Below are 25,789 nucleotides of genomic sequence, written 5' to 3' on the forward strand. Positions count from 1 at the left end.
CGAACGGATGGATGCTACCCGCCGCCGTGACAAACGGTGTGCGCAGCGCCGCGGCGCGCCGATACACTCCCCTTCACGCCGTCGAGAGGGAACCGGTTTCCAGAACAAGGAGCGGCGATGCATGCAAAACGCAGTCGTGACAAGAGTGCATCAAGGAGGACATGCAGTGAGCAGTGATCTGCCCCGTCTGGCGCGAGCGCTGGAGTACCTGGACATGGCGTCGGCGCTTTACGTGGGCGGCGGCGCGGACCATTCCGCTCAGCTGCTGGCCGCCGCCGGCGAGCGCCTGCTGGGCGACCTCGCGCGGCTGATCCAGTCCCCCGAGCATGGCCATGAGGTCCAGCAGCTGCTGGGCCGGCTGACCCAGGCGCATGTCCCGTCGCAGGTGCCGGAGGTGGCCGGCCACAACCAGCCGCGTCAGCTCCAGGCGATGCTGTCCCGCGCGGAGACGCCTGAATCGACCGAACTCCGCCAGGCCACGTCCGCGCTGCTGCGCGCCTCGTGGTACCTGCTGGAGACGATGGGCCTGGAACCGCTCGCGCCCTCGCGCCTGCACCAGGCGATCGAGAAGAGCACGATCTACGCCGAGCTCTGACCGCCGGCACACCCGGAAGACACCATGAGCGCCGCCGAACGCCGTCACTTCTCCCGCATCGCGTTCGCCGGTCCGGCGCAACTGGTGACGGTCGATCAACGCCTGCCGGTGCAGGTGCTGGACCTGTCGCTCAAGGGCGCGTTGCTGCTGCTGCCGCCCGGCTCGGACGTCGAGCCCGGCGCGCTGTGCCTGCTGGACCTGCCGCTGGCGCCGCACGACGGCCGCATCACGATGGCGGCCCAGCTCGCGCACGTGGAGGGCGATCGCGCCGGGCTGCTCTGCCTGGGCATCGACATCGAGAGCATCACCCACCTGCGCCGCGTCATCGAGCTCAACCTTGGCGACGCGACGCTGGCCGAGCGCGACCTCAAGGCGCTGGTGGCGTCCTGATTCACTCCCTCTCCCGCTTGCGGGAGAGGGCAGGGGTGAGGGCCAGCGGCGGTGGAAGTGCTGAAGCCCTCTTTCTGACTGCCGAGTCCGCTGGCCCTCACCCCCACCCTCTCCCGCAAGCGGGAGAGGGAGTAAGACCGGTTCACCCGGCGATGAACTTCCTCAGCACCGCGAAGGCCGCGACCGGGTCGTCCCGCCACGCGCCGTGCCCGACACCCGGGAAACGCGCCAGCTGACGCCACTGCGCGGGCAGCGCGTCGTGGATCTCCAGCGCATCCTCGAGCGGGCAGACCGGGTCGTCCTCGCCCACCATCACCAGCACCGGGCACAACGCCTTCTCCAGCCCCTTGAGGAGCCCGAGGTCCTGCTTCTCCCCGCTGACGAAGTGCAGCAGGATGTCCAGGTTCAACAGCGTGCGGCCGCCCGCCTCGGGATCGGCCGCGGGCTGCGTGTTGTAGAGATGGCGCACGCCGGCCCAGTAGGCCTCGAAGGTCTCGCGCGTCGGACGGCTCCAGAAGGCCTCGGCCAGGGCGCGGGCCTCGGGGCCGCCGCGCCGTTCGAAGGCATCGAGCTTGCGCGCCAGCCCCATGTGGTGCGAGGTGCTGGACAGGATCACCTTCGAGGCGTGCCCCGGGTGCCGCGCGATGTAGCGCTGCGCGACGAAACCGCCGAAGGACTGGCCCAGCACGATCGGCTTCTCGATGCCCAGCGCATCGCACAGGCGGACGATGTCGTCGGCCCACATGTCCAGCGTCCACTCGGACGACGGACGCGGATCGCTGCGGCCATGGCCCCGATGGTCGTAGTAGACGATCTGCGCGAGGTCCGCCAACTGGCTGAACGCCGGCTTGAACGCCGCATGGTCGAAACCCGGCCCGCCATGCATGCAGATCAGCGTCGGCTTCTCCCGCATCCGTGCCCCGTCCGGCACCAGGCCGGGTCCCTCGACGTCCACGAACAGGCGGACGCCATTGCCGATATGGATCTTCATGGGCGGCGAGTATGCCGCGTCCGTCCCTCATCCGTCCCTCATCCGCGCCGCGTCCGCCCCACGGATGCCGGACTCGTCCGACCCTGGGCGGCTTCGTCGCACGCCCGCTGGCGGCTCCCGCGACCGGCGGCCAGAATCCCGCCCATGTCCGATGCGTCCTCCGTCCCGCCCGCAGGTGAACCGTCCGAGCCCCGCCGCTCGGCGCGGGACGCGGCGTTGCAGCTGTTCAACCTGCGCATGATCGCGGCGTGCTTCTATTTCTGCCTCGCGATGGCGGGCTCGCGATCGCTCACCTGGATGACGCAGGACGACGGCATCGCCGACTGGCTCATGGAGTGGCTGCGCTTCACCCGGCAGACGCTGCTGACCGCCCTCAGCGTGCTGGCCGCGCTGGCGCTGGCCGAGGCCCTGCTCACCCGCTGGCGGACCCAGTGGCCGGTCGGCTTTCGCGCCGTCGCCATCACCGCGGGCGCCACCGTCGGCACGCTGCTGCGCTACAAGGTCGCCAACCTGGGTGCTCCCGATGCGCCGCTGCATTGGGACTGGGTGTTGTCCACCTCGCTGTTGTGGCTGGTGCTGGGCGGTTTCTTCGCCGCGCTGCTGCACGGCGTGCGCGAGGAGCGCAGCGCCCAGGCCCGCCTCGCCGAACTGGCCCGGCAGCACGACCGGCTCCAGGCCCAGCAGATGGAGGCCCAGTTTTCCGCGTTGAATGCGCAGATCGAGCCGCACTTCCTGTTCAACACGCTGGCCAACGTGAAGCGTCTCTACGAGACCGCGCCCGAACGCGGCCGCGACATGATGGGCAGCCTGATCGCCTACCTGCGGGCCGCCCTGCCCAGCATGCGCCAGGGCATGTCCACGCTCGGCCAGGAACTCGAGCTCGCCCGCAGCTACCTCACCATCCTGCAGATGCGCATGGGCGAGCGGCTGCGCTTCGACATCGAGGCCGATGCGGCGCTCTTCGCCACGCCGCTGCCGCCGATGGTGCTGCCGACGCTGGTGGAGAACGCCATCAAGCACGGCCTGTCCCCGCTGCCCGAAGGCGGCCGCATCGACATCTCCGCACGGCGCGACGCCGGCGGCCAGGGCCTGGTCCTGGAGGTGCGCGACACCGGCCAGGGCTTCGCCGCCAGCGGCGGCAGCGGCGTGGGCCTGGCCAACACCCGGGCGCGGCTGACGGCGATGTACGGCCGCGAGGCTTGCCTGGAGCTGGAGGCGGCGGCGCCGCGCGGCGTGGTCGCGCGGGTGCGCGTGCCGCTGGGCGGCGCGTCGCCGCTGTCGCACCCGCCGCAAGCGGCACTGGCGAGCGCCGCGGCCACGGCCGGGGCCGCCCCATGAGCGCGGCCGCCTGGCTGCCCCACGTCTGGCGGTCGTGGCGCTCGCTGCGCCGCGAGGAACTGTCGTGGTTCCTGCTGATGGGCATCTTCTTCGGCCTGCTGGACGTGTCCTCGATCTTCTACGTGATGGACAACCCGCGCTGGCCGGCGGCGCTGATCAACCAGATGGCGACGCCGCTGCTGGTGGCGCTGGCGCTGCTGCTGACCTGGCTGCCCGCGGCGCGCAGCGCGCTGGACGACCGCTGGCGCATTGCGCGACTGGGCGCCGCGGTGGTGATCGGCGCGCTGCTGGCCAAGCTGCTCTACAGCCAGCTGATGCCGTTGCTGCACCTGCCCTCGATCGCCGAACTGGCGCGCGAACGCAAGGGCGAGGGGCCGTACCTGCCGATCCGCTCGCTCAACTTCATCGGCGAGAGCCTGTCGATCTGCGTGAACGCCGGGCTGTCCGTGGCCTGGATCGAGATGGTCATGCGGCGTCGCCACACCCGCGCCCGGCTGGAGGCGCTGCTGCGCGAGCAGAGCGCGATGCAGCGCGACGCGGTCGCCGCGCGGCTGGCCGCGCTGCAGGCGCAGGTGGAGCCGCAGTTCCTGTTCGATACGCTGGTCGACATCGAACGCGCCTACGGACGCGCCGACCATGAGGCGCCCGATCAGATGGAGCGTCTGATCCGCCACCTGCGCGTGGCCCTGCCCCGGCTGCGCGATCGCGGCGTGACGCTGGCCTCCGAGGCGGCGCTGCTGGACAGCTACCTCGCCGTGGTCGCGGGGCGCCATCGCCGGCTGCTGCCCTTGTCGACCGAGTGGTCCGCGTGGCTCGCCACGCGGCCGTTGCCGCCGATGCTGCTGCTGCCGCTGGCGCAGCTGATGCTGCGCGACACCGCGCGGCTGCCCTCGCAGGCCCGGCTGAGCGCACAGGAAGCGCCCGGCGGCGGCCTGCGGCTGCGACTATCCTTCGACCGCGGCGGGCTGGGCGGCGAGGAAGCCGCGCTGCACGCGCTCGGCGAACGGCTGGAGCGCCTCGAACGCGCACCCGGCACGCCGCCGCCGCGGCTGCAGTGCCGCAGCAATGCCGACGACACCGAATTCACGCTGGAGCTGCCCGCATGACCCCGCACCCGACCGCCGTCGTCGCCGAGGACGAGGCCACGCTGCGCCATGAACTCGTCGAGCGCCTCTCGCAGCTCTGGCCGGAACTGGACATCCTCGGCGAGGCCGCCGACGGCGTGCAGGCGCTGCGCCTGCTGCACGAGGTCAAGCCCGACGTGCTGTTCCTCGACATCGAGATGCCCGGCGCGACCGGCCTGGACGTGGCGCGCCAGGTGCAAGGCCGCTCGCACGTCGTGTTCGTCACCGCCTACGACCAGTACGCCGTCGCCGCCTTCGACGAGGGCGCGGTGGACTACCTGCTCAAGCCGCTCGAGCCGGCACGCCTGTTCACCGCGATCCAGCGCATCAAGCAGCGCCTGGCGGGTCCGCCCGCCGACCTCAGCGCGGTGCTGAGCCAGCTCGGCGCGCAGGCGGGCGCGACCACGAAGCGGCAGTACCTGCGCTGGATCAACGCGTCGGTCGGGCAGACGCTGAAGCTGATCACCGTCGACGAGGTGCTGTACTTCCAATCCGACAGCAAATACACCCGGGTCGCCACGCGCCAGGGCGAGGCGCTGATCCGCAAGCCGCTCAAGGAACTGGTCGAGGAACTCGATCCGCAGCAGTTCTGGCAGATCCACCGCTCCACGCTGGTCAACGCGGCGGCGGTCGCCGGCGTATCGCGCGACTTCCGCGGCCGCATGCAGGTCAAGCTCAAGGAGAGCGAGGACGCCCTGATCGTCGCGGAGAGCTACACCCATCTGTTCCGGCAGATGTGATGGCCACGCCGCTGTCGCGTACATGACCACGAGGGCACACGACGACTCCCACAATCGTCCACAAACGACGGGAGACAGCCATGGCCATCGACGCCGCCGCGGACACCACCGCCACCGAACACACGCACACCCGCATCTGCCCGCTCTGCGAGGCCTGCTGCGGCCTCGAGATCCGCACCCGCCAATCCGCCGAGGGCACGTCCATCGTGTCCATTCGCGGCAATGACGCGGACCCGTTCAGCCACGGCTACATCTGCCCCAAGGGCTTCGCGCTGAAGGACCTGCACGAGGATCCCGACCGCCTGCGCCAGCCGATGCGGCGCCGCGCGGACCGCTCGGGCTTCGACCCGATCGGCTGGGACGAAGCCTTCGAGGAGATCGCGCAGCGCCTGCCGCCGCTGCGCGCGCAGTTCGGCGCCGACTCGGTCGCGCTGACGATCGGCAATCCGGCTTCGCACAAGATCGGCCTGTTCAGCTACTTCCCCCACCTGGCGCGCGCGCTGGGCACGCGCAACCTGTTCTCGGCCTCGACGCTGGACCAGATGCCCAAGCAGCTCGCCTGCGGGCTGATGTACGGCCACTGGCTCAGCGTCCCGGTGCCGGACCTGCCGCGCACCGACCTGTTCATCTGCCTCGGCGCGAATCCGATGGTCAGCAACGGCAGCCTGTGGACCAGCCCCGACTACCGCGGCAAGGCCAAGGCGATGCGCGCGCGCGGCGGGCGGATCATCGTCATCGACCCGCGCCGCACGGAGACCGCGCAGGCCGCCGACGAGCACCTTGCGATCCGCCCCGGCGGAGACGTCTTCCTGCTGCTCGGCCTGCTGCACACGGTGTTCGAGGAAGGACTCGTGACCCTGGGCCGGATGGCCGATCACGTCGAGGGCCTGGACGCGCTGCGCGCCGCCGTCGCCGACTTCCCGCCTGAACGCGGCGCCGCGCACTGCGGCATCTCCGCAGACGCGCAACGGCGGCTCGCGCGCGAGTTCGCCACGACGCCCAAGGCCGTCCTCTACGGCCGCTTCGGCACCTGCACGCAGCGCTTCGGCTCATTGAACAGCTGGCTGATCGACGCGCTCAACATCGTCACCGGCCACTTCGACACCGAAGGCGGGCTGATGTTCCCCAAGGCCGCAGCCTTCGCCGCCAACACGATGGGCCGGCCGGGCCAGGGCAAGGGCGTCGCGACCGGCCGCCGCCAGAGCCGCGTCGCCAAGGCGCCCGAGGTGATGGGCGAGTTCCCGATCAGTTGCCTCGCGCAAGAGATCGAGACGCCCGGCGACGGCCAGGTCCACGCGCTGATCACCGTGGCCTGCAACCCCGTGCTCTCGTCGCCGAACGGCGCACGGCTCGCGCGCGCGCTCGAAAGCCTGGACTTCATGGTCAGCCTGGATCCGTACATCAACGAGACCAGCCGTCATGCCGACCTGGTGCTGCCGCCGCCCTCGCCGTTGGAGGACTGGCACTACGACATGGTGTTCGCTCAGCTGTCCTGGCGCAATCACGCGCGCTGGTCCGGCCCGGTGATGCCTGCCGATACAGACACACGCGACAACGGGAGCGCACCCTCCGAGGCGCCCCGCGCCGAGTGGCAGACGCTCCTGCGACTGGCCGCGATCGCCGCGGGCCAGCCGGCCGACGCGGACCTGCAAGCCTTCGACGACGCGGCGCTTCGAGGCGAGCTCAAGCGCCAGGCGGGCGACCACGCCGACACGATCTTCGCGATGCTGGACGGCGGCTCGGGTCCAGCGCGGTGGCTTGACCTGGGCCTTCGCTCAGGTCCGTACGGCGACGGCTTCGGCGCGAAGCCGGACGGACTCACGCTCGAGCGCGTGCGCGCCGCGCCGCATGGCATCGACCTCGGCGAACTGCAGCCGCGAATCCCCGAAGTCCTGCGCACGGCTTCGGGCCGCATCGAGCTGGCCCCGGCCGCGCTGCTGGCGGACCTCGTCCACGCGGATGCCGCCCTGCGCCATCCGACCGGCGACGAGCTGCTGCTGATCGGCCGCCGCGAGACCCGCAGCAACAACAGCTGGATGCACAACCTGCCAGTGCTGGCGAAGGGGCGGGACCGCTGCACGCTGCTGGTCCACCCCGACGACGCCGCCCGCGCCGGTCTGACGGACGGCCAGTCCGCGCGCCTGAGCAACGCACGCGGCAGCCTGATCGCGCCGATCACGCTCAGCGCGGACATGCGACCGGGCGTCGTGAGCCTGCCGCATGGCTGGGGCCACGACCTCACCGGCAGCCGGCTCTCGGTCGCGGCCCTGCACCCGGGCGTGAACATGAATCTGCTGCTGGACGACGAGGCCCGGGACCCGGTCTCGGGCACCTCGGTGCTCAGCGGGATTCCAGTGCGCCTGAGCGCGGCGGCGTCGTGAGCAGACTGTCCGGCACACCGGCCGCCGGTGTCGCCGGGAAGCGTCCCGCCAGCACGCCGCTGACCAGTTCGAGGTGGTGCATCACCTCCCACTGCTTGCTCAGCGCCCGCGTCGGCACGATGCCGTCGATGAGGCCGGTGAGGTAGCGCCGCACGGCCTCCGTGGGGCCGAAGCTGACGTCGGTCCGGTCCAGCGCTGCATGGAAGGCCTGCAGCGCCTGGCGGAAGCGGGCATCCGCGCCGCCCTCCTCGGGACCGAGTCGCCCGCCCATGAAGTGCTCGATCCAGAACTCGCCGGAGGCGGGCGCGGTGCGCAGGCAGCTGAGCCGGAAGGCCGCGAGCCGCGACGGCAGCTCCGGCGCTTCCGGGCGCGACGGCAGCGTCGTGTAGTCCGAGAACCCGGCCAGCCCGTCACTGCGGAAGGTCAGCGCGCGATCGGTGAACAGGTGCCGCTCGCTGACGCGCAGCTCCGGGTTCTCCGGCAGCCGGCGGTCTTCCACCCAGACGCATCCGGCGGCGCCCACCGCCGCGCGCGCCGCCGACGTGGGTTCGATGTCCTTGAAGAACACCATCCGCACCTGCGCGCCGCCGAGCAGCGCCATCATGTCCGGCAGCGGCGGCGCATCCGGCCCGACGACGATGCCCAGCGGCCGCGATCCGAACAGCTGCACGAAGCGCCGCATCACGGCCGGTGTCAGGGACGGGCCGAGCATCAGGGTCGGATGGATCCATTGCCGCTGCGGCAACGACGTGAACAGCTGACGGCCCCATTCCAAGGATTGCGCCGGCGGCAGCAGTTCGAAATCCTGCCGCACGGGATTGACCACCAGCCAGACCTGGAGCCGGTGCGTCTCGCAGGCCTCGAGCGTGTGACGCACCGAGGTGGCCGCCTGGCGCACCGGCTCCAGCACTGGCTGCACCCGGCCTTCCGACCCGAGCAGCGGCGCGAGGTGCCGCAAGGCCAGCACCTCCTTCTGTTTGCCATGGAGATAGGGAAAGTACATCGACTCGGCCTCCGATTTGCCTGTTGAGGGAGGCGCGATGATGGGGAGCACTGACCGATCCGTCAGCAGCGAATGCCTTCATGTGTGAGGCAAGTCAAAGGACTCGCAAAAATGCTCGAAAGCGACGAGTCGAGATCGCACCGCCCACGGAGGTCGCGACACTGATGCGCCCCTTTTTCCGGGGAGGCGTCGCGGACATGAAAAAGGGACCGCGTGTGCGGTCCCTGCGAGGAGAGAAAACGGTCGGCGGATCGCGCCGCCGGTCCCGTTCAAGCAGCGCTGTTCAAGCGCGGCCGTTCAAGGATTGCTCTTGGGCTTGGCCTGCTGCGCCTGACCCATCGCGGCCAGCTCGGCCTCGCTGATGATCTCCATCGCGCGCACGACCTTCTGCACGCCGCGCACACCGCGCGCGATGTCGGTCACGCGGGTCGCTTCGCGCTCGGTCACGCGGCCCATGATGTACACGTTGCCGCGTTCGACCACCACGTAGAACGCGTTCGAGATCAGATCTTTCGCATCGACCAGGCTGGCCTTGACCTTGGCCGCGATGGCGACGTCGTTGGCGCGGCTGGACAGCGAACTCAGCATGCCGACACCGACCTCGTTGAGCACGCTGCTGACGTTCTCGACGCCCTGCGCGATGCGCTCGACGGCGGCCTTGTCCTCGTCGTTGCGGGTCTCGCCGGTCAGCAGCACCATGCGGTTGTAGCTGTTGACGCTGATGTGCACGCGGTCGCCGAGCTGCTCGCGGATGCGGTTGGAGGTCTTGAGCTCGATGCCCTGGTCCTCGAGCTGCGTGCCGGAGGTGCGGCGGTCGGTCGCCACGAGGGCGCCGCTCACCGCGGCGCCGCCGACGATGAGCGGGACGCACGCGGTCTGCAGCAGGGCGGCGCCGAGCGCGGCGGCAAGCATCAGGCGGCGGTTCCAACGGGTCTGGGTCGTCATGCGGAGGTCCTTGGAAATGTCGGAGAGGTCGGAGGGGGTCGTCGGCATCGCCGTCGGGTTCAGGATCGGGGTCGAGCGCGGGGTCGAGTGCCGGATCGACGTCCGCATCATTCGCCCGCGCCGAGGAGTTGCAGGTCGATCGCGTCGCTGAGGCAGTGGGAGAGCAGACGGTGCGCCTCCGCCACCCGCGCGAAGCGGCTGTGCGGCACGCGCAGCTGCACGTCGGTGTCGAGCAGCGTGCCGCGCCACTCGTCGTCCTGCGTGCCGCTGAGCACGATCACGCTCATCTCCTGGTTGTGCGCCACCTGCAGCAGCGCGGCGGCGGCGCCGCTGGCCTGCGCCTCGAACAGCAGCAGCAGATCGCCCGGATGGCCGAAGGTCTGGATCTGACGCATCAACGCCGACGCCGGATCGGCATACCCCTGCGCCTGCGCGTCCAGCGCCATCGCGGCCAGGCCGGGCCGTTCCTGCTCGAAGCGGCCGGACAGCAGCGAGGCCATGTAGGTCGCGTCCGCGGCCGAGATGCCCAGGCCCGCGCTCAGCACGCGGCCGCCACCCGTCAGCGCGTCCACCATCATCTGCGCCGCGACCGCCAGCGGGCGCGACAGGCCCTCGGCGATCTGGTACAGCAGGTCCGCGCTTTCGAAGAATTGTTGTTGTATGCGTTGTTCCAACATAGGTGCGGGGATGATAAAGGCGGACGGCGGTGCCACCGGCGCCGGCGCGACCGTCATCAATCGGGCGCCCAGCCGTCCCGCGACCACGGCGATGCCGCGTCGAACGCGCCGCGCAGCCATTCGATGCGGTCGCCGTCGATCGCGACGACATCGAACCGACACGGCGGCACGACGCGCTGCGTGCGAAGGAAACATTCCGCCGCGAAGATCACACGCCGTTGCTTGACCCGGGTCACGCTGGCCGCCGCGCCGCCGTGCGCATCGCTCTCGCGGGCGCGGACCTCGACGAACACCAGCGTGCCGTCGCGGTCGCGCAGGATCAGGTCGACCTCGCCGCCGCGCGCGGACGGTCCGCGCGCCACCCGATAATTGCGCGCCACCAGCCGCAGACCCTGCCGCCGCAGATGGTCGAGGGCGCGCTGCTCGGCCTCGGCACCGCGCGCCTGCTTGTCCACGGCGTCCGTGGCGCCCGTGCTTCCCCTGGAGAATTTCTTGAACATGTCGACGTCCCCGTCCGCTTCGCTGATCGCCGCCGCTTCCGCCGCGGCCGGTCATCAGCAACACCCGGGCGGCACGCTCTACGTCGTCGCGACCCCGATCGGCAACCTCGCCGACCTGAGCCTGCGCGCGATCCACGTGCTGGGCCTGGTCGACGCGGTCGCCTGCGAGGACACGCGCGTCAGCGCTCAGTTGCTGCGCTGGCTCGGTTTGCACAAGCCGCTGGTGGCCCTGCACCAGCACAACGAGCAGCAGGCGGCCGAAGGCCTCGTCGCGCGGCTGCTGGCCGGCGAGCGCATCGCCTACGTCAGCGACGCGGGCACGCCGGCGATCTCGGACCCGGGCGCGGTGCTGGTCGCCGCGGCGGCGAAGGCCGGCGTGCGCGTCATGCCGTTGCCCGGCGCCAGCAGCGCCGCGGCGGCGCTCAGCGTCGCCGGGGACGCGCGGGCGCAGGGCTTCCGCTTCGTGGGTTTCCTGCCGACCAAGGCCGCCGAGCGCCGCACCGCGCTGCAGGCGCTGACCGGCGCGCCGCACAGCCAGGTGCTGTTCGAAGCGCCGCATCGCATCCAGGAGCTGATCGCGCTGCTGGCCGAGCTCGCGCCCGAGCAGACGCTGACGGTGTGCCGCGAGGTCACCAAGCAGTTCGAAACCATCCATACCGCGCCGTGCGCGACGCTGCCTGCATGGCTGGCCGAGGACAAGCAGCGCGAGCGCGGCGAATTCGTGCTGGTGCTGCATGCGGCGCCGGCGGCGTCCGCCACCGATGGTTTGCCCGACGAGGCGCTGCGCACGCTGCGCGTGCTCGTGCGAGACCTGCCGCTGAAGCAGGCCGCGGCGCTGGCCGCCGAGCTGACGGGCGTGTCGCGCAAGGCGCTTTACCAGCAGGCGCTCGAATGGAAGCAGGACGCCGAAGGCGACGAGGATCAGGACGTCGACACGGACCACGACGCGGACCGCTGATCGCTTCAGCGCCGGCATCGCGTCAGCACCGCAAGGCAGACCCGACGCCCACAAGCACCGAACGCCCCGAGGGGCGTTCGTGCTTTCCGGCGCCCAGTCGGGGGTGGCGCGCTCGGACACTCAGCCGGCGATCACTTGCCGGCAGTCCGGTTGTTGTGCTTCGCGCGGCGGATGTCGGCACTGGCGACGTCCTGCTTGCGCTGCAGCTGGCGGCGTTCCTTGGCGGTGACCACGCCGTCGGACTTGGCCTTCGCCTCGGCGTTGTTCACGCGGGCCTGTTCCTTCTCCAGATGCTGGGTTTCCTTGGCGGTCAGCTGACCGGAAGCGGCGCCGTTGGCGATGCGCTGCTGCTGGTTCGCTTCGCGCTGGTCGACGCGCGGCGTCGCGGTCGCGGCGGGAGCGGCGGTCTGGGCAAACGCCGTGGCGGCCATCAGGCTGGAGACGAGGGCGATCGACAGGGACATGCGCTTCATCGAGGTTCTCCTTGGGAGGTTGGCTGCGGTTTTCGTTGCCGCTGCGGAGACAACGACGGTCCTGTCGGAAACGGTGACCGGGTCACCGTAAAGATCGGTGAAGCGATTGCTACCGGCGGTCACCATCCCTCCGGGAGGGTCGGCTGCGCCCGCCCCCGGGCGGGCGTCACGGGCGATGCCTACAATCAGCCGATGATTTCGCGCGAACCCACCCTCGCCCGCCTGGTCACCGCCCGTGCCCAGCTGCTCGAACCCTTCGGCCTGACCGATGCGTCGCTCTCGCAGGCCCTGCGCCTGATCACGGAGCACCGTGTCGACGACGCCGACCTCTACTTCCAGACCACCCGCGCGGAGGGCTGGAGCCTGGAGGAAGGCATCGTCAAGAGCGGCAGCTTCTCGATCGACCAGGGCGTGGGCGTGCGCGCCGTCGCCGGCGAGAAGACGGCGTTCGCGTACTCCGACGACATCTCCGAGGCCGCATTGCTCGACGCCGCCCGCACCGTGCGCGCGATCGCCACGGCCGGCCAGAGCCGCCGCGTGAAGGTGCCCAGCGAGCCGATCGTCTCCGGCAGCCGCGCGCTCTATGGCGACGCCGACCCGATCGCCAGCCTGGACAGCGCGCAGAAGGTCGCGCTGCTGGAGCGCACCGAGCGCCTGGCCCGCGCCAAGGACCCGCGCATCGCGCAGGTGATGGCCGGCCTGGCCGCCGAGCACGAGGTCGTCCTGATCGCCCGCGCCGACGGCACGCTGGCCGCCGACGTGCGGCCGCTGGTGCGCCTGTCCGTCACCGTCATCGCCGAGAGCAACGGCCGCCGCGAGGTGGGTTCCGGCGGCGGCGGCGGGCGTTTCGGCCTGGCCTACTTCACCGACGAGATGATCGCGTCCTACGTCGAGCAGGCGGTGAGCGCGGCGCTGACCAACCTCGAATCGCGCCCGGCCCCGGCCGGCGAGATGACCGTCGTCCTTGGCCCGGGCTGGCCCGGCGTGCTGCTGCACGAGGCCGTCGGCCACGGCCTGGAAGGCGACTTCAACCGCAAGGGCTCGTCCACCTTCTCGGGCCGCATCGGCGAACGCGTCGCCGCCAAGGGCGTGACGGTGCTGGACGACGGCACCATCCCCGACCGCCGCGGCTCGCTCAACGTCGACGACGAGGGCTGCGCCTCGCAGCGCAACGTGCTGATCGAGGACGGCATCCTCAAGGGCTACATCCAGGACGCGATGAACGCCCGCCTGATGAAGGTCGCCCCGACCGGCAACGGCCGCCGCGAGAGCTACGCCCACATGCCGATGCCGCGCATGACCAACACCTACATGCTGGGCGGCGACAAGGATCCGAAGGAGATCATCGCCAGCATCGACAAGGGCCTGTACGCGACCAACTTCGGCGGCGGCCAGGTGGACATCACCTCGGGCAAGTTCGTGTTCTCCGCCAGCGAGGCCTTCTGGGTCGAGAACGGCAAGATCCAGTACCCGGTCAAGGGCGCGACCATCATCGGCAACGGCCCGGACGCGCTGACGCGCGTGAGCATGATCGGCAACGACATGCAGCTGGACACCGGCGTCGGCGTCTGCGGCAAGGAAGGGCAGAGCGTGCCGGTGGGCGTCGGCCAGCCGACGCTGCGCATCGACGGCCTGACCGTCGGCGGCACGGCCTGACCCCGCTGACCCCGTTGACCCAGGAATTCACGAAGGGTGGCTTGCCCGATGTCGTCGTGCGACACGGGCGGCTGTCACCCCGCGGCGCTTGACGCGCCGCATTGAGCACAGGCACTATTGGCCCCATGCGTTCCGCACCCAAGTTTTACTTTGCTTATTTTTGGTTCTCGCACCGCCCCGGCGGAGGAGAGGCGAACGCATAAGCAGAGCGCCAAAGAATCCTCAAGAAACCGCCGGGCCCACAGCCCGGCGGTTTTTTTTCGGCCGGGCGAAGTGACTACCCAGCAGCAGCCCGTCCACCACGAGAAAGCGTGATTCCCATGAATGCCAAGTCGACCAGTCCTTATCCCAGCGCCACCCAGGCGGAGCGCTGGTATTCGCCGCAGGACAAGACCTCCCAGACCGACGACGAACGCATCCTGGACATCACGCCCTTGCCGCCTCCTGAACACCTCATCCGCTTCTTCCCGATCCGTGGCACGGCCATGGAGCAGCTCGTCGTCGGCACGCGCCAGCGCATCCGCGACATCATGCAGCGCCGGGACGACCGCCTGCTCGTGATCATCGGGCCGTGCTCGATCCACGACCCGGCCGCGGCGCTCGACTACGCCAAGCGCCTGGTGACGCTGCGCGAGCAGCACGCCGACACGCTGGAGATCGTGATGCGCGTCTACTTCGAGAAGCCGCGCACGACGGTGGGCTGGAAGGGCCTGATCAACGATCCCTACCTCGACGAGAGCTACCGCATCGACGAGGGCCTGCGCATCGCGCGCCAGCTGCTGCTGGAGATCAACCGGCTGGGCATGCCGGCGGGCTCGGAGTTCCTGGACGTGATCTCGCCGCAGTACATCGGCGACCTGATCAGCTGGGGCGCGATCGGCGCGCGCACCACCGAGAGCCAGGTGCACCGCGAGCTGGCTTCGGGACTGTCGGCGCCGATCGGCTTCAAGAACGGCACCGACGGCAACATCAAGATCGCCACTGATGCGATCCAGGCGGCGGCGCGGCCGCACCACTTCCTGTCGGTCCACAAGAACGGCCAGGTCGCGATCGTCGAGACCAAGGGCAATCGCGATTGCCACGTGATCCTGCGCGGCGGCAAGGCGCCGAACTACGACGCCCAGAGCGTCGCGGCGGCCTGCGCGGACCTGGCGACCTCGAAGCTCGACACGCGGCTGATGGTCGACTGCTCGCATGCCAACAGCAGCAAGAACCATGAGCGGCAGCTGGACGTCGCGCGCGACATCGCCGCGCAGATCCGCGCCGGCGGCACCAGCATCTTCGGCGTGATGGTCGAGAGCCACCTGAAAGGCGGCGCGCAGAAGTTCAGCCCCGGCAAGGACGATCCGTCCAAGCTGGAGTACGGCAAGAGCATCACCGACGCCTGCCTGGCGTGGGACGACTCGACCGAAGTGCTGGACGTGCTCAGCGCGGCGGTCCGTGCCGCGCGCACGGAGACCGTCGCACGCTGATCACCACGACCAGCGCTGGTTCTCGCCGCCGTTGCAGCGGTACATGATGACGGCCATGCCCGGGCGGGCGCGGCCGTTCTCGATGTCGAGGCACTTGCCGGAGTCCGCGCTGCGGATCTCGCTGCCGCGCGTGCGCCAGCGCTGGTTGGCGCCGCCGTTGCACTCGTAGGCCATGACCCGGGCGCCGTCCGAGGTGTTGCCGTTGGCGACGTCCAGGCACAGGCCCGACACGCGCAGTTCGCCGTTGCGGTTCCACTCGAAGCGCTGGTTCCCGCCGCCGTTGCAGTCGTAGACGATGAGGTTGTGGCCGGGACGCGCGCCGCCCTCGATGTCGAGACAGAGCCCGCCCTTGCCGCGGATCTGGCGGCTGTTCCATCCGGAATCGCCGTGCCAGTCGTCGTCGCGGTCCTTGTCCTTGTCCTTGCTGGCCAGCAGCGCGATGCCGGCGATCACCGCCGCGGCGGCCACGGCCGCGCCGACATTGCTCGAGTTGTCCGAGCTGCCGCTGTCGCCCGTGCCGCCCGCCGCCACCGTGACCTTGAACCGGCCACCGCAGCCGCCGTCGACCCACATTTCCTTGCTGGTCAGGTCGAAGCCCCAGGTCCGGCCGAAGCGGCAACCACCGGCGGTCTGCTGCAGGAGCTCCACATCGGTCGCGCCGTCCGGCAGCCGGTGGCTTTGATAGCCGCCCCGCGAGTTCAGCTCGATCGTCTGTTCGGCGGCTCGTGCCGGCGCACCGCCCAGCACCAGTCCCGCCGCGACCGGCGCCGCGATGACTCGTCGCATCCAGCGCACGCGCTGATCCTGCCGACCTGGTTGACGCATCTTGTCCTCCCCCACGTTGCTCGATCCGCGCGCCAATCGCACACGGCTTCAGGCGATGCTAAAGCGGGTCAGGCGGTGACGTCCAGCACGCGCGGCGTTCCGCCGGCGCGGTCGACGTGGCTGACGAGCATCGGTCCGAGCTCGACCTGCACCCGCAAGTCGGGGAAGTTGGCGGCCGTGTAGGTGCCGTGGGAGTACGGCGGCGTCTCGACACGGCTGACCGGCGGCGCCTCCTGGCCGAGCGGATGCCGACCGTAGGTCACGTCGGCGCTGTTCTGCGCGTACATCTCCTTGAGCGGCCCTTCCGTCCCGATGAACGGGGACAGGCGCAGCACCACGGACGGCGGTGGGCCGTCCAGCATCTCCTGCTGGACTTTCGCGCGGTACTGCTGCAGCGGACTGACGTCAAACGGCGACGTCCTGAGCGACGTCGCCTGCACTTCCGAAAACTTCAAATCACCTCGACGGCCACCGCGCCTTCCAGCCGGTTGCCGCCCTCCCTCATGCTCATCGGTTCGTATCAAGGCGACCGTCCGGGGGTGGCGCTTCAATCAGCGCTCAAGTCCGCGGTCGTCCAGGCCGAAATTGTCCGGGCCGCGCGTGACCGGAACGAGCCTCTCCGCCTCGTGCCGACCGTCAATCGCCCGAGGCGCCGGACTTCGTCGCGCCGATGCCGCAGTCCTGTTCGGACAGCGGTTCCCGACACGATCACCTGGCCGCAAGACCTGACCCGCACTTGAAAAGCGTTCGATGCGCGCGCATCTTGGGAGTCTTGCAGCGAAGCGCCGATGCGCTCACCGCCATGACCCTGCTGTTGCTCGCGCTGATCGCGGCGCTGATCTGCTTCTGGCTGATGAGCCATTCCTGGCGGCAGGCGCGCCGCCGCGCCGCGCTGCGCGCGAAGGCCTTTCCCGCCGTGTGGCGCGCCATCCTGCGCCGCAACGTGCCGCAGGTCGCGCGGCTGCCGGCGGACCTGCAACTGAAGCTCAAGCGCCAGATGCAGGTCTTCCTCGCGGAGAAGTCCTTCATCGGCTGCGCCGGCCAGGTCATCACCGACGAGGTCCGCGTGACCATCGCGGCGCTGGCCACGCTGCCGCTGCTCGGCCGCAGCCGCGGCTACTACCCGAAGCTGCATACGGTGCTGGTCTATCCCGGCGCCTTCATCGTCGACCGGGTGCGGCATCAAGGCCCGCTGCAGATGCAGGACCGCCAGGTGCTGAGCGGCGAATCCTGGGGCGAGGGTCAGGTCGTGCTGTCCTGGGACGACGTGCTGCGGGACGCCGCGCAACCGGAGCGCGGCCACAACGTCGCGGTGCACGAATTCGCGCACCAGCTCGATCAGGTCAAGGGCCTGGCCAACGGCGCGCCGTGGCTGGGGAACCGGGCGCGGCAGGCGCGCTGGGCGGTGGTCATGCAGCAGAGCTTCGACCTGCTGCGGGCGCGGCTCGCCGCGGGCGAGCCCGATCCGCTGGGTGACTATGCGGCCACCGAACCGGCGGAATTCTTCGCCGTCGCGAGCGAGCGCTTCTTCGGGCAGCCGTGGGCGCTGGCCCAGGCGCATCCGGCGCTGTACGCGGAGCTGCGCCGGTATTACGAGGTGGATCCTATGCTCTGGTCCTGAGCGAGGATCGCGGAGATCGTCGAAGGGCCGGGGACGGCTTCAGAAGCCCTCAGAAGCCCATCTCCGCCAGCAGCGCGTCGACGTCGTCCTGCTGCAGCGCCTTGTCGGGCGTCTGCACGCCGGCGAGCTGCTCTTCCACGGCCGCCTGCGGGGCCGCCTGTTCCTGCGCGGCAAGCAGCTGTTGCAGCGGCTCCTCGGCGGGGCGCAGCATGTTCAGCACCTTGTTGATCACCTGGCCGGACAGATCCTGGAAGTCCTGGGCCATCATGATCTCGGTCTGCAGGCCCTTCACGCGGTCCGCGAACCCGGCGGCGCCGGCCGCATAGGCCGCGCACAGCCGCATCATCGCGCGGGCGCGTTCGACGCTCAGGTCCGGCGCGGCGGCCAGACGCTGCAGCGACTCCGACAACTCGTGACCCTGTCGCGCCACCGCCTGCGCATCCTCCTGCGCCGACTCGACGATCCCCAGCACCTTGTTGGCCGCCTGGTCGGTCATGCGCTTGACGTAGTCCAGGCGCTCGCAGGCATCCGGCAACTCGTGCGACAACTTCTGCAGCGCCTGGTGCGCGGCGGCCGTGAGAGGGGTAGCGGATTGGGACATGGTGATCGAGCTCGCGAAGGTGGTCGCAGGGTCGGCGGGTGGGTTTGCGCGATGTGCGCACAGCGCTGTTTGCGGCGCTTCAGAAGCGCTCGGACGGCGCTCTTTTCAAGTGCGGAAATCTTAGTTCTGCAACTGCTGTAACCAACGGAAAGGGTCGCGGGCGCCCGTGCATTTTTGGTGGGGAGCCCCGCATTTAAGCAGTTGACCCACGCCGTCGCCTGTAGCCTTCATCCCGTCCGTCTTCGGTCCGCCCTTGCTGGTGTCTGTCTTTGGCAAAGCGATCCGTTTCATGAACATGGCCACCACCCGTCCTTCGCCCGGCTTGAATCGCACCAACGCGCGGTCTGGTTCGACGTCCACGTCGCGTTCGCCCTCGAGCGCCTCGCGCGACGACGGACGCAGCTTCGCTGCGGCGCCTCGTGCGCAGGCCGCGCAGCCGGCGCCGCCGTCCGCCTTGCGCGACGTCAGCGACATCGTCGTTGGCGTGGCGCTGATGCTGGGCGTGCTGTTCGCGTTGCTGATGCTGACGCTGTACACCCGGGATTCGATGGTCGTCGGCAAGGCGCTTCAGGAGCAGGGTCAGGCGCGCGGCACCATGATCTGCAAGGACGGGAAGGTCGCCCGCGGCGACGGCTCGCTGCCGGACCGCATCGTCGAGGACGGCGTCTTCGTCTGCACCGACTGGCGCACGCTGCAGGCGATCGAGCAGGAAGAGGCCGAGCGCGGGATGCGCAAGTACTGACCCCCAGGGGGCGCAGTCGTCAGGACCAGAGGTCCAGCGGCGGCTCGTGCGTCATGCCGCGCAGCAGGTCGCTGCGCGAGAGGAAGCCGATCAGGTGGCCGTTGTCGTCGCCCACCGGCAGGCCGGGCAGGCCCAGGTCGAGCATCAATTGCGCCGCCTCGCGCAAGGGCGTGTCGGATTGGGCGACCGGCACCGGCGTCCACATCACGTCGTCCACCGGCGCGGCCAACCGCCGCGCGATGACCATGATCTCGGCCATCTCCTCGAGATCCTCCGCCAGACCGCGCGTCAGATCGCCGCGCGACACCAGACCGCGCACCTCGCCCTGGTCGCCGAGCACCGGCGCCTGCGCGACGCCGGCGCGCGACATCGTCCGCATCGCCTGACGCAGCGACGAGCCCGACATCACGCTGATCAGCTTGCGGCTCATCAGCTGATGCACCTGCGTCAACGGCACCCGCGTGGTGTCGCCGGCGTAGGCGGCCAACGCCTCGTGCGCCATGTAGGCCGAGGGGCCGAATCCCGGCGCACCGCCGACACCGCCGCCGCCCTGCCCGACGCCGGCCAGCACCACCGTCGACGGCGTCAGGTCGCCCTGGCGAGCAATCGGCGCCACCGCGCGCGTGCGCGCCACCGCCTGCACCGGAGCCAGGTCGCGAACCTGCTCCAGGCCGCCGGTGAGGATCTTTCCGGAGGTGCCGTAGACGGAGAACATGGCGTCAGGATCTCACGTCGAAAACGCGATGCCCATTGAGGAGAACGCGCACTGCGGGGGTCGCCCTCCTGCGAGACGCCAGGCGCGGGCACGCCACGACGCAGGGGGCATCCCTCCGGGAACCCCCAGCGTCATTCCGGCCCCACTGCCAGTCTTTGACTGCACGTTGAACGGTCGATGGTGATCGGCGGCGACGCTCACGGGACCGGGTAGGCGGTCTCGTACTTCACCTCGCGCAGCACCACGTTGCTGCGCACGCTCGCGATGCCCGGGACGCGGAAGACCTTGCTCTGCAGGAACTGGTCGTAGGCCTTCATGTCCGGCGCGACGATCTTGATCACGTAGTCCGCCTCGCCGGTGATCGCCTGGCATTCGACGATCTCCGGGCTGCCCGCCACCATCGCCTCGAAAGCATCCACCGCGCCTTCCGTGTGCCGCACCAGGCTGACATTCGCCAGGACGCAGATTGACAGCCCCAGTTGCTCCCGGTCCACCAGCGCCACGTGGCGCCGGATCACGCCCCGCTCCTCGAGCTCCTTGACGCGGCGCCACACCGGCGTCGCCGAGAGGCCGACCTTCTCCGCCAGCTGCTGTGTGCTCTGCCGCGCGTCGGCCTGCAGCGCCTCGAGGATCAAGCGCGTCGCTCGATCGAAACGTTCGTTCTCCATATCGGCACTTTCTGAGAATGATCTGGTCGATCCGTGCCACCGCTCTAGTAAACGGAGCAAGAAAGTGCGCATTGTCTGGGAAAGAATCCCTCCATTCATTCTTCTGACCATCCGAGCCGACCGGCGCCCCGCCCGGCCGGCTCGCCCCATTGGGGAGACAAGCCATGACCGAAGCCAGTCTTGCCGCCGCGCCGGCCCTGCGCCCCTACCAGCTGTCCGACAACCTGGCCGCCAGCGCCGGGCCGGTGTTCCTGACCGGCACGCAGGCGCTCGTGCGCCTGCTGCTGATGCAGAAGGCCCAGGACGAACGCCAGGGCCTGAAGACCGCCGGCTTCGTCAGCGGCTACCGCGGCAGCCCGCTGGGCATGGTCGACCAGCAGCTGTGGAAGGCGAAGAAGTTCCTCGACAAGGCCGCCGTCAACTTCCTGCCCGCGATCAACGAGGACCTCGCCGCCACCGCCTGCCTGGGCGTGCAGCGCGTGGCGCTCGATCCGAAGCGCACCGTCGATGGCGTCTTCGCGATGTGGTACGGGAAGGGGCCCGGCGTGGACCGCTCCGGCGACGCGCTCAAGCACGGCAACGTCTACGGCACCGCGAAGCAGGGCGGCGTGCTCGTCGTCTGCGGCGACGACCACGGCTGCGTGTCCTCGTCGACGCCGCATCAGAGCGACCTCGCGCTGCAGGCCTGGTCGATGCCGCTGGTGCATCCGGGCAACGTCGCCGAGTACCTCGAGTTCGGCCTCTACGGCTGGGCGCTGTCGCGCTTCTCCGGCGCCTGGGTCGGCTTCAAGGCGATCTCGGAAGTCGTCGAGTCGGGCATGACGGTCGACCTCGACGCGGTGCCGATGGACTTCGAGCTGCCCGTCGACCACACGCCGCCGACCAACCTGCACATCCGTTCCGTCGACCTGCCGTCACTGGAGCTGGAATCGCGCCTCGCGCACAAGATCGATGCGGTGCTGGCCTTCGCCAAGGTCAACTCGATCGACAAGCACATCGTCGTCAGCCCGCGCGCATCGCTGGGCATCGTCACCGTCGGCAAGGCGCATTACGACTTCATGGAAGTGCTGCGCCGCCTGGACCTCGACCCCAACGCGCTGGCCGCCGCCGGTGTGCGGGTCTACAAGGTCGGCCTCGTGTACCCGCTGGAGCCGACGCGCATCCGCGAGTTCGCGCAGGGCCTGACCGACATGCTGGTCATCGAGGAGAAGGCGCCCGTCGTCGAGCGCCAGATCAAGGAACTGCTGTACCACCTGCCCGACGCGCAGCGTCCGCGCGTGGTCGGCAAGTCCGATGAACACGGGGCCGCCGTGCTGAGCGCGCTCGGCGAGCTGCGGCCGTCGCGCATCATGCCGACGGTGGCCGACTGGCTCGCGCGACTGAACCCGGCGTTGGACCGGCGCCATCTGGTCGTCGACTTCCTGACGCCCTGCCTGCTGTCCAACAGCGCCGACGCGGTGCGCCGCCAGCCCTACTTCTGCTCGGGCTGCCCGCACAACACGTCGACCAAGCTGCCGGAAGGGTCGCGCGCGCTGGCCGGCATCGGCTGCCACTTCATGGCGAGCTGGATGGAACGCGGCACCTCGGGCCTGATCCAGATGGGCGCCGAGGGCGTCGACTGGGCCGCGCATTCGCGCTTCACGACCGAGAAGCATGTCTTCCAGAACCTGGGCGACGGCACCTACTACCACTCGGGCTACCTGGCGATCCGGCAGGCCATCGCGGCCAAGGCCAACATCACCTACAAGATCCTCTACAACGACGCGGTCGCGATGACCGGCGGCCAGCCGGTCGACGGCCAGACCTCGGTCCCGCAGATCGCGCGCCAGGTCGAGGCCGAGGGCGTCAAGCGCCTGGTCGTGGTCTCCGACGACATCGACAAGTACGAGGGCCATCACGGCCTCTTCCCTGCGGGCACGACCTTCCACGACCGGTCCGAGCTCGACGCGGTGCAGCGCGAGCTGCGCGAGATCGCCGGCGTCACCGTGCTGATCTACGACCAGACCTGCGCCGCCGAGAAGCGCCGCCGCCGCAAGAAGGGCGAGTTCCCCGACCCGGACAAGCGCATCTTCATCAACGAGTCCGTCTGCGAGGGCTGCGGCGATTGCGGGCAGGCGAGCAACTGCCTGTCGGTCGTGCCGGTGGAGACCGACTTCGGCCGCAAGCGCGTGATCGAACAGAGCAGCTGCAACAAGGACTTCAGCTGCGTGAACGGCTTCTGCCCGAGCTTCGTGTCGGTGCACGGTGCCAAGCTGAAGAAGCGCGCCGGCGCGGCCTTCGGGCCGGCGGACCTGGCGCGCGAGATCGCCGCGATCCAGCCGCCCGCGCCCTGGGCGTGGACGGGACCCTTCGACATGCTGGTCACCGGCGTCGGCGGCACCGGCGTCGTGACGGTGGGCGCGCTGGTCACGATGGCCGCGCACCTGGAAGGCAAGCAGAGCTCGGTGCTGGACTTCATGGGCTTCGCGCAGAAGGGCGGCGCGGTGCTGTCCTTCGTGCGCGTCGCGCCGACGCAGGACCTGCTCAACCAGGTCCGCATCGACACGCAGCAGGCCGACGTGCTGCTGGCCTGCGACATGGTCGTCGGCGCGAGCGCCGACGCGCTGGCCACGATCAAGGCCGGCCGCACGGTGATCCTGGCCAACACGCATGAACTGCCGACCGCCGCCTTCGTCCGCAACCCGGACGCGAGCCTGCAGGCGGACGCGCTGATCGCCAAGATGCGCCACGCCGTTGGCGAGGGCAAGGACCTGCTCGCCAGCATCGACGCGCAGGACATCGCCAAGCGCCTGATGGGCGACACGATGCCCAGCAACATCATCATGCTGGGCGCCTGCTGGCAGCGTGGCCTGGTGCCGGTGTCCTTCGAGGCGCTGATGCGCGCGATCGAGCTCAACGGCGTCGCGGTCGAGAACAACAAGACCGCCTTCGCGCTGGGTCGCCTCGCGATCGCCGCGCCGGAGGCGCTGCGCCGCCTGGCCGGCGAGCAGAGCGGCCCCGCCGTGCAGTGGTTCAACTTCGACCAGCTCGACGACAAGGACGGCCAGCCGGGCCTGGTCTCGCGCCGCAAGGCCTTCCTGACCGACTACCAGGACGCCGCCTACGCGTCGCGCTACGAGGCGCTGGTGCAGCGCGTGCGCGCCGCCGAGTCCGCGCTCGGCGACGCCGGCAAGGGCCTGCGCCTGACCAAGGCCGTCGCGCGCTACTACGCCAAGCTGCTCGCCATCAAGGACGAGTACGAGGTCGCGCGCCTGTACACCGACGGCAAGTTCGAGGCCGCGCTGAAGGCGCAGTTCGAGGACTGGGACCACCTCAGCTTCCACATGGCGCCGCCGCTGCTGTCCAAGCCGGGCGCCGACGGCCGCGCGAAGAAGATCGAGTTCGGCTCATGGACCTTCAAGGCGCTGAAGACGCTGGCGAAGTTCAAGGGCCTGCGCGGCGGCATGCTCGATCTCTTCGGCAAGACCGAAGAGCGCCGCATCGAGCGCCAGCTGGTGCGCGACTACGAAGCGCTCGTCGACGACCTGCTCGCGCACCTGACCGCCGCGAAGCTCGACGTCGCCATCAAGCTCGCGCGCCTGCCCGAAGGCATCCGCGGCTACGGCCACGTGAAGCTGGCGAACGTCGTCACCGTGCGCGCGCAATGGAAGGATCTGCTCGACCGCTTCCATGGTCGCGCGGTGGAGGCGCCCATTGCCGTCGTACCGCTGACGAAGACCCCCGAACGTGTGAAGGGCGTGGCCGAACTCTGAGGACGGGCAAGCTACAACTGTGAAGTAGCGCAAAGGCCACTGGACACGGCCGACACGGCGGCGGCATGCTTGTCGCATGTCACGCTCGAACTCCGCGCTCCGTCGTCGCTCGCTGCTGCTGGGCGCAACAGCCTCCGCCGCGCTCGCCGCGTGCGGCGGCCTGCCCTCCACGCCCGACATGCCGATGGACGCGTCGCAGCGCCTGCGCGCGGCCAACCGCATCGGCTGGGGCGCGACGCAATCGCAGCTGGGCGAGATCGAACGTCTCGGCTGGGGTCGTTATGTCGAACGCCAGCTCAAGGCTGATCCGAAGGCGCCGATGCCCGGGGCTGTCCAGGCCCGCATCGACGCGATGGGCATCAGCCAGGGCGATCTGCCGTCGCGCGTGTGGGCCGCCGAATCCTTCCGGCGCAACGGCGACAACAAGGTCGCGACGGAAGAGGAACGCGTCGCCGCGCGCAAGGCCTACCAGGACGCGCAAGGCCAGGCCGCGCGCGAGACCGGCGAACGCCAGCTGCTGCGCGAGCTCTACGCGGAACAGCAGCTGCTCGAACAGCTGTCGTGGTTCTGGTTCAACCACTTCAACGTGCACCAGGGCAAGCGCGACATCCGGCTGCTGCTCGCCGATTACCAGGACCGTGCGCTGCGACCGCACGCGCTGGGATCGTTCCGGACGATGCTGGGCGCGGTCGCGCGGCATCCGGCGATGCTGCGCTACCTGGACAACGACCAGAACGCCGTGCGCGCGATCAACGAGAACTACGCGCGCGAGCTGCTGGAGCTCCACACCCTGGGCGTCGACGGCGGCTACACGCAGCGCGACGTGCAGGAGCTGGCGCGTGTGCTGACCGGTTTCGGCGTGCGGGTCGATCCCGAGCCCGCCAAGGTCGCGCCACGTTTCGAAGCGCTCTACCAACGCGACGGACTCTTCGAATTCCACCCGGCCCGACACGACTTCGGCGACAAGCAGTTGCTGGGCCGCACCATCAAGGGCCGCGGGGCCGATGAACTCGACGAAGTCCTCGACCTGCTGGTGGCACAGCCGGCGACGGCGCGTTTCGTCTGCGGCAAGCTGTCGGTGTTCTTCCTCGGCGAGCAGCCGCCGCGCGAGGTGGTCGACGCGATGTCCGCGGCCTTCCTGAGAACGAAGGGCAACCTGCCCGCCACACTGCGCCCGATGCTCTACGCGCCGCAGTTCGCCTCGGCGGACGCGCCGCGTTTCAAGGACCCGCACGTCTACCTGCTCTCGAGCCTGCGCGCCGGCTTCGAGCAGCGTGAGCTGCAGAACGCGCAGCCGCTGCAGAACTGGCTGCGGCGATTGGGCCAGGGCCTCTACGACAAGCAGACGCCGGACGGTTATCCGCTGACGGCGGATGCCTGGAACAGCCCGGGGCAGATGACGCTGCGGTTCGAAGTCGCGCGCCAGATCGGCGGCGGTGCGGCCGCGCTGTATCGACCCGAGGGCACGAACACGCCGGTGCCGCTGCCCGACCTGCAGCCGCTGCGCGCGCGCATCGAGCCGACGCTCGCGCCGGCGACGCGCACCGCGCTGGCGCAGACCACCTCCCCGCAGCAATGGCTGACGCTGCTGCTCTCCAGTCCCGACTTCATGTATCGCTGAC

24 protein-coding genes are annotated in these 25,789 nt (G+C 69.9%); 13 read left to right on the forward strand and 11 right to left on the reverse strand.

Features of this window, described 5'->3' with window-relative positions:
- The first annotated feature begins 166 nt into the window (after window positions 1-166).
- Window positions 167-595 (forward strand): hypothetical protein, encoded by a 429-nt coding sequence (locus AC07PR_RS16700; RefSeq protein ID WP_483108896.1) that lies wholly within the window; start codon window positions 167-169, stop codon window positions 593-595.
- A 24-nt stretch (window positions 596-619) separates the two neighbouring features.
- Entirely contained in the window at window positions 620-985 is a 366-nt protein-coding gene (locus AC07PR_RS16705; RefSeq protein WP_377157587.1) for a PilZ domain-containing protein, read from the forward strand.
- A gap of 142 nt (window positions 986-1,127) precedes the next feature.
- Here the strand turns inward: AC07PR_RS16705 and AC07PR_RS16710 are convergent, their stop codons facing one another.
- Complete coding sequence (locus AC07PR_RS16710; RefSeq protein ID WP_377157588.1) at window positions 1,128-1,976, reverse strand: alpha/beta fold hydrolase; 849 nt, start codon at window positions 1,974-1,976, stop codon at window positions 1,128-1,130.
- A 144-nt stretch (window positions 1,977-2,120) separates the two neighbouring features.
- Between AC07PR_RS16710 and AC07PR_RS16715 the strand changes: the two genes are divergently transcribed.
- From AC07PR_RS16715 to AC07PR_RS16730, 4 genes are all read left to right on the forward strand, one after another.
- Window positions 2,121-3,314, forward strand: coding sequence for a sensor histidine kinase (locus AC07PR_RS16715; RefSeq protein WP_495135942.1), 1,194 nt, complete (start codon window positions 2,121-2,123; stop codon window positions 3,312-3,314).
- On the forward strand, window positions 3,311-4,420 hold the full coding sequence (locus AC07PR_RS16720) for a histidine kinase (RefSeq protein ID WP_431101725.1): 1,110 nt from the start codon (window positions 3,311-3,313) through the stop codon (window positions 4,418-4,420). Before AC07PR_RS16715 ends, AC07PR_RS16720 begins: the two co-directional genes overlap by 4 nt.
- Window positions 4,417-5,178, forward strand: coding sequence for a LytR/AlgR family response regulator transcription factor (locus tag AC07PR_RS16725; RefSeq protein WP_377157594.1), 762 nt, complete (start codon window positions 4,417-4,419; stop codon window positions 5,176-5,178). The genes AC07PR_RS16720 and AC07PR_RS16725 overlap by 4 nt, the downstream gene beginning before the upstream one ends.
- Before the next feature lie 80 nt (window positions 5,179-5,258).
- Entirely contained in the window at window positions 5,259-7,559 is a 2,301-nt protein-coding gene (locus AC07PR_RS16730; RefSeq protein WP_495135943.1) for a molybdopterin-dependent oxidoreductase, read from the forward strand.
- Here the strand turns inward: AC07PR_RS16730 and AC07PR_RS16735 are convergent.
- The 4 genes from AC07PR_RS16735 to AC07PR_RS16750 form a co-directional block, all read right to left on the reverse strand.
- The gene (locus AC07PR_RS16735) at window positions 7,519-8,562 is read right to left on the reverse strand and encodes a sce7725 family protein (RefSeq protein ID WP_483108892.1); all 1,044 of its coding nucleotides are present in this window, start codon (window positions 8,560-8,562) and stop codon (window positions 7,519-7,521) included. The two genes, AC07PR_RS16730 and AC07PR_RS16735, sit on opposite strands and share 41 nt — an antisense overlap.
- 297 nt (window positions 8,563-8,859) lie before the next feature.
- Window positions 8,860-9,507: a BON domain-containing protein gene (locus AC07PR_RS16740; RefSeq protein WP_377161572.1), complete on the reverse strand. Its 648-nt coding sequence runs from the start codon at window positions 9,505-9,507 to the stop codon at window positions 8,860-8,862.
- A gap of 107 nt (window positions 9,508-9,614) precedes the next feature.
- Complete coding sequence (locus tag AC07PR_RS16745; RefSeq protein WP_483108891.1) at window positions 9,615-10,184, reverse strand: SIS domain-containing protein; 570 nt, start codon at window positions 10,182-10,184, stop codon at window positions 9,615-9,617.
- A gap of 56 nt (window positions 10,185-10,240) precedes the next feature.
- On the reverse strand, window positions 10,241-10,684 hold the full coding sequence (locus AC07PR_RS16750; protein ID WP_483108890.1) for a YraN family protein: 444 nt from the start codon (window positions 10,682-10,684) through the stop codon (window positions 10,241-10,243).
- On the opposite strand from AC07PR_RS16750, the gene rsmI reads away from it, so the two are divergent.
- On the forward strand, window positions 10,683-11,642 hold the full coding sequence (rsmI, locus tag AC07PR_RS16755; protein WP_495135944.1) for a 16S rRNA (cytidine(1402)-2'-O)-methyltransferase: 960 nt from the start codon (window positions 10,683-10,685) through the stop codon (window positions 11,640-11,642). The genes AC07PR_RS16750 and rsmI overlap by 2 nt on opposite strands.
- Before the next feature lie 131 nt (window positions 11,643-11,773).
- Here the strand turns inward: rsmI and AC07PR_RS16760 are convergent, their stop codons facing one another.
- Window positions 11,774-12,115 carry a hypothetical protein gene (locus AC07PR_RS16760; RefSeq protein ID WP_495135945.1) on the reverse strand — a complete coding sequence of 114 codons (342 nt, stop codon included), beginning with the start codon at window positions 12,113-12,115 and terminating at the stop codon, window positions 11,774-11,776.
- Window positions 12,116-12,307: 192 nt separating this feature from the next.
- Here AC07PR_RS16760 and tldD point away from each other — a divergent pair, with 192 nt between their 5' ends.
- Together tldD and AC07PR_RS16770 are read left to right on the forward strand one after the other, a co-directional pair.
- Window positions 12,308-13,771 (forward strand): metalloprotease TldD, encoded by a 1,464-nt coding sequence (gene tldD / locus AC07PR_RS16765; protein WP_377157601.1) that lies wholly within the window; start codon window positions 12,308-12,310, stop codon window positions 13,769-13,771.
- A gap of 320 nt (window positions 13,772-14,091) precedes the next feature.
- Entirely contained in the window at window positions 14,092-15,243 is a 1,152-nt protein-coding gene (locus AC07PR_RS16770; protein WP_483108888.1) for a 3-deoxy-7-phosphoheptulonate synthase, read from the forward strand.
- Here the strand turns inward: AC07PR_RS16770 and AC07PR_RS16775 are convergent, their stop codons facing one another.
- Entirely contained in the window at window positions 15,244-16,068 is an 825-nt protein-coding gene (locus tag AC07PR_RS16775) for a lectin (RefSeq protein ID WP_495135946.1), read from the reverse strand.
- A gap of 68 nt (window positions 16,069-16,136) precedes the next feature.
- The gene (locus AC07PR_RS16780; protein WP_495135947.1) at window positions 16,137-16,523 is read right to left on the reverse strand and encodes a hypothetical protein; all 387 of its coding nucleotides are present in this window, start codon (window positions 16,521-16,523) and stop codon (window positions 16,137-16,139) included.
- Window positions 16,524-16,870: 347 nt separating this feature from the next.
- Here AC07PR_RS16780 and AC07PR_RS16785 point away from each other — a divergent pair, with 347 nt between their 5' ends.
- On the forward strand, window positions 16,871-17,689 hold the full coding sequence (locus AC07PR_RS16785; protein WP_483108885.1) for a M90 family metallopeptidase: 819 nt from the start codon (window positions 16,871-16,873) through the stop codon (window positions 17,687-17,689).
- A gap of 49 nt (window positions 17,690-17,738) precedes the next feature.
- Here AC07PR_RS16785 and AC07PR_RS16790 read toward each other — a convergent pair whose 3' ends face one another.
- On the reverse strand, window positions 17,739-18,290 hold the full coding sequence (locus tag AC07PR_RS16790) for a protein phosphatase CheZ (protein WP_377157611.1): 552 nt from the start codon (window positions 18,288-18,290) through the stop codon (window positions 17,739-17,741).
- A 289-nt stretch (window positions 18,291-18,579) separates the two neighbouring features.
- On the opposite strand from AC07PR_RS16790, the gene AC07PR_RS16795 reads away from it, so the two are divergent.
- Window positions 18,580-19,032, forward strand: a complete 453-nt coding sequence (locus tag AC07PR_RS16795; protein ID WP_377157612.1) for a hypothetical protein — start codon at window positions 18,580-18,582, stop codon at window positions 19,030-19,032.
- A gap of 19 nt (window positions 19,033-19,051) precedes the next feature.
- Here the strand turns inward: AC07PR_RS16795 and AC07PR_RS16800 are convergent, their stop codons facing one another.
- Window positions 19,052-19,747: a CBS domain-containing protein gene (locus AC07PR_RS16800; protein WP_495135948.1), complete on the reverse strand. Its 696-nt coding sequence runs from the start codon at window positions 19,745-19,747 to the stop codon at window positions 19,052-19,054.
- A gap of 197 nt (window positions 19,748-19,944) precedes the next feature.
- Window positions 19,945-20,415: an Lrp/AsnC family transcriptional regulator gene (locus tag AC07PR_RS16805; RefSeq protein WP_297525094.1), complete on the reverse strand. Its 471-nt coding sequence runs from the start codon at window positions 20,413-20,415 to the stop codon at window positions 19,945-19,947.
- A gap of 164 nt (window positions 20,416-20,579) precedes the next feature.
- Between AC07PR_RS16805 and AC07PR_RS16810 the strand changes: the two genes are divergently transcribed.
- Both AC07PR_RS16810 and AC07PR_RS16815 read left to right on the forward strand, forming a co-directional pair.
- Window positions 20,580-24,167 carry an indolepyruvate ferredoxin oxidoreductase family protein gene (locus tag AC07PR_RS16810; RefSeq protein ID WP_495135949.1) on the forward strand — a complete coding sequence of 1,196 codons (3,588 nt, stop codon included), beginning with the start codon at window positions 20,580-20,582 and terminating at the stop codon, window positions 24,165-24,167.
- Between the two features lie 76 nt (window positions 24,168-24,243).
- A complete protein-coding gene (locus AC07PR_RS16815) occupies window positions 24,244-25,788 on the forward strand; it encodes a DUF1800 domain-containing protein (protein WP_495135950.1) in 1,545 nt (514 codons plus the stop codon).
- Window position 25,789 lies beyond the last annotated feature (1 nt).

The organism is Roseateles sp. GW821-FHT09H11 (assembly GCF_059415845.1).

What these genes read in the sequence shown, in the direction of transcription:
- AC07PR_RS16735 (WP_483108892.1), bottom strand. Translation starts at nt 8,562, where the DNA reads ATGTACTTTCCCTATCTCCATGGCAAACAGAAGGAGGTGCTGGCCTTG.
- AC07PR_RS16725 (WP_377157594.1), top strand. Translation starts at nt 4,417, where the DNA reads ATGACCCCGCACCCGACCGCCGTCGTCGCCGAGGACGAGGCCACGCTG.
- AC07PR_RS16720 (WP_431101725.1), top strand. Translation starts at nt 3,311, where the DNA reads ATGAGCGCGGCCGCCTGGCTGCCCCACGTCTGGCGGTCGTGGCGCTCG.
- AC07PR_RS16750 (WP_483108890.1), bottom strand. Translation starts at nt 10,684, where the DNA reads ATGTTCAAGAAATTCTCCAGGGGAAGCACGGGCGCCACGGACGCCGTG.
- tldD (WP_377157601.1), top strand. Translation starts at nt 12,308, where the DNA reads ATGATTTCGCGCGAACCCACCCTCGCCCGCCTGGTCACCGCCCGTGCC.
- AC07PR_RS16815 (WP_495135950.1), top strand. Translation starts at nt 24,244, where the DNA reads ATGTCACGCTCGAACTCCGCGCTCCGTCGTCGCTCGCTGCTGCTGGGC.
- AC07PR_RS16805 (WP_297525094.1), bottom strand. Translation starts at nt 20,415, where the DNA reads ATGGAGAACGAACGTTTCGATCGAGCGACGCGCTTGATCCTCGAGGCG.
- AC07PR_RS16800 (WP_495135948.1), bottom strand. Translation starts at nt 19,747, where the DNA reads ATGTTCTCCGTCTACGGCACCTCCGGAAAGATCCTCACCGGCGGCCTG.
- AC07PR_RS16760 (WP_495135945.1), bottom strand. Translation starts at nt 12,115, where the DNA reads ATGAAGCGCATGTCCCTGTCGATCGCCCTCGTCTCCAGCCTGATGGCC.
- AC07PR_RS16775 (WP_495135946.1), bottom strand. Translation starts at nt 16,068, where the DNA reads ATGCGTCAACCAGGTCGGCAGGATCAGCGCGTGCGCTGGATGCGACGA.
- AC07PR_RS16730 (WP_495135943.1), top strand. Translation starts at nt 5,259, where the DNA reads ATGGCCATCGACGCCGCCGCGGACACCACCGCCACCGAACACACGCAC.
- AC07PR_RS16740 (WP_377161572.1), bottom strand. Translation starts at nt 9,507, where the DNA reads ATGACGACCCAGACCCGTTGGAACCGCCGCCTGATGCTTGCCGCCGCG.
- AC07PR_RS16745 (WP_483108891.1), bottom strand. Translation starts at nt 10,184, where the DNA reads ATGTTGGAACAACGCATACAACAACAATTCTTCGAAAGCGCGGACCTG.
- AC07PR_RS16795 (WP_377157612.1), top strand. Translation starts at nt 18,580, where the DNA reads ATGAACATGGCCACCACCCGTCCTTCGCCCGGCTTGAATCGCACCAAC.
- AC07PR_RS16785 (WP_483108885.1), top strand. Translation starts at nt 16,871, where the DNA reads ATGACCCTGCTGTTGCTCGCGCTGATCGCGGCGCTGATCTGCTTCTGG.
- AC07PR_RS16810 (WP_495135949.1), top strand. Translation starts at nt 20,580, where the DNA reads ATGACCGAAGCCAGTCTTGCCGCCGCGCCGGCCCTGCGCCCCTACCAG.
- AC07PR_RS16770 (WP_483108888.1), top strand. Translation starts at nt 14,092, where the DNA reads ATGAATGCCAAGTCGACCAGTCCTTATCCCAGCGCCACCCAGGCGGAG.
- rsmI (WP_495135944.1), top strand. Translation starts at nt 10,683, where the DNA reads ATGTCGACGTCCCCGTCCGCTTCGCTGATCGCCGCCGCTTCCGCCGCG.
- AC07PR_RS16710 (WP_377157588.1), bottom strand. Translation starts at nt 1,976, where the DNA reads ATGAAGATCCATATCGGCAATGGCGTCCGCCTGTTCGTGGACGTCGAG.
- AC07PR_RS16715 (WP_495135942.1), top strand. Translation starts at nt 2,121, where the DNA reads ATGTCCGATGCGTCCTCCGTCCCGCCCGCAGGTGAACCGTCCGAGCCC.
- AC07PR_RS16790 (WP_377157611.1), bottom strand. Translation starts at nt 18,290, where the DNA reads ATGTCCCAATCCGCTACCCCTCTCACGGCCGCCGCGCACCAGGCGCTG.
- AC07PR_RS16705 (WP_377157587.1), top strand. Translation starts at nt 620, where the DNA reads ATGAGCGCCGCCGAACGCCGTCACTTCTCCCGCATCGCGTTCGCCGGT.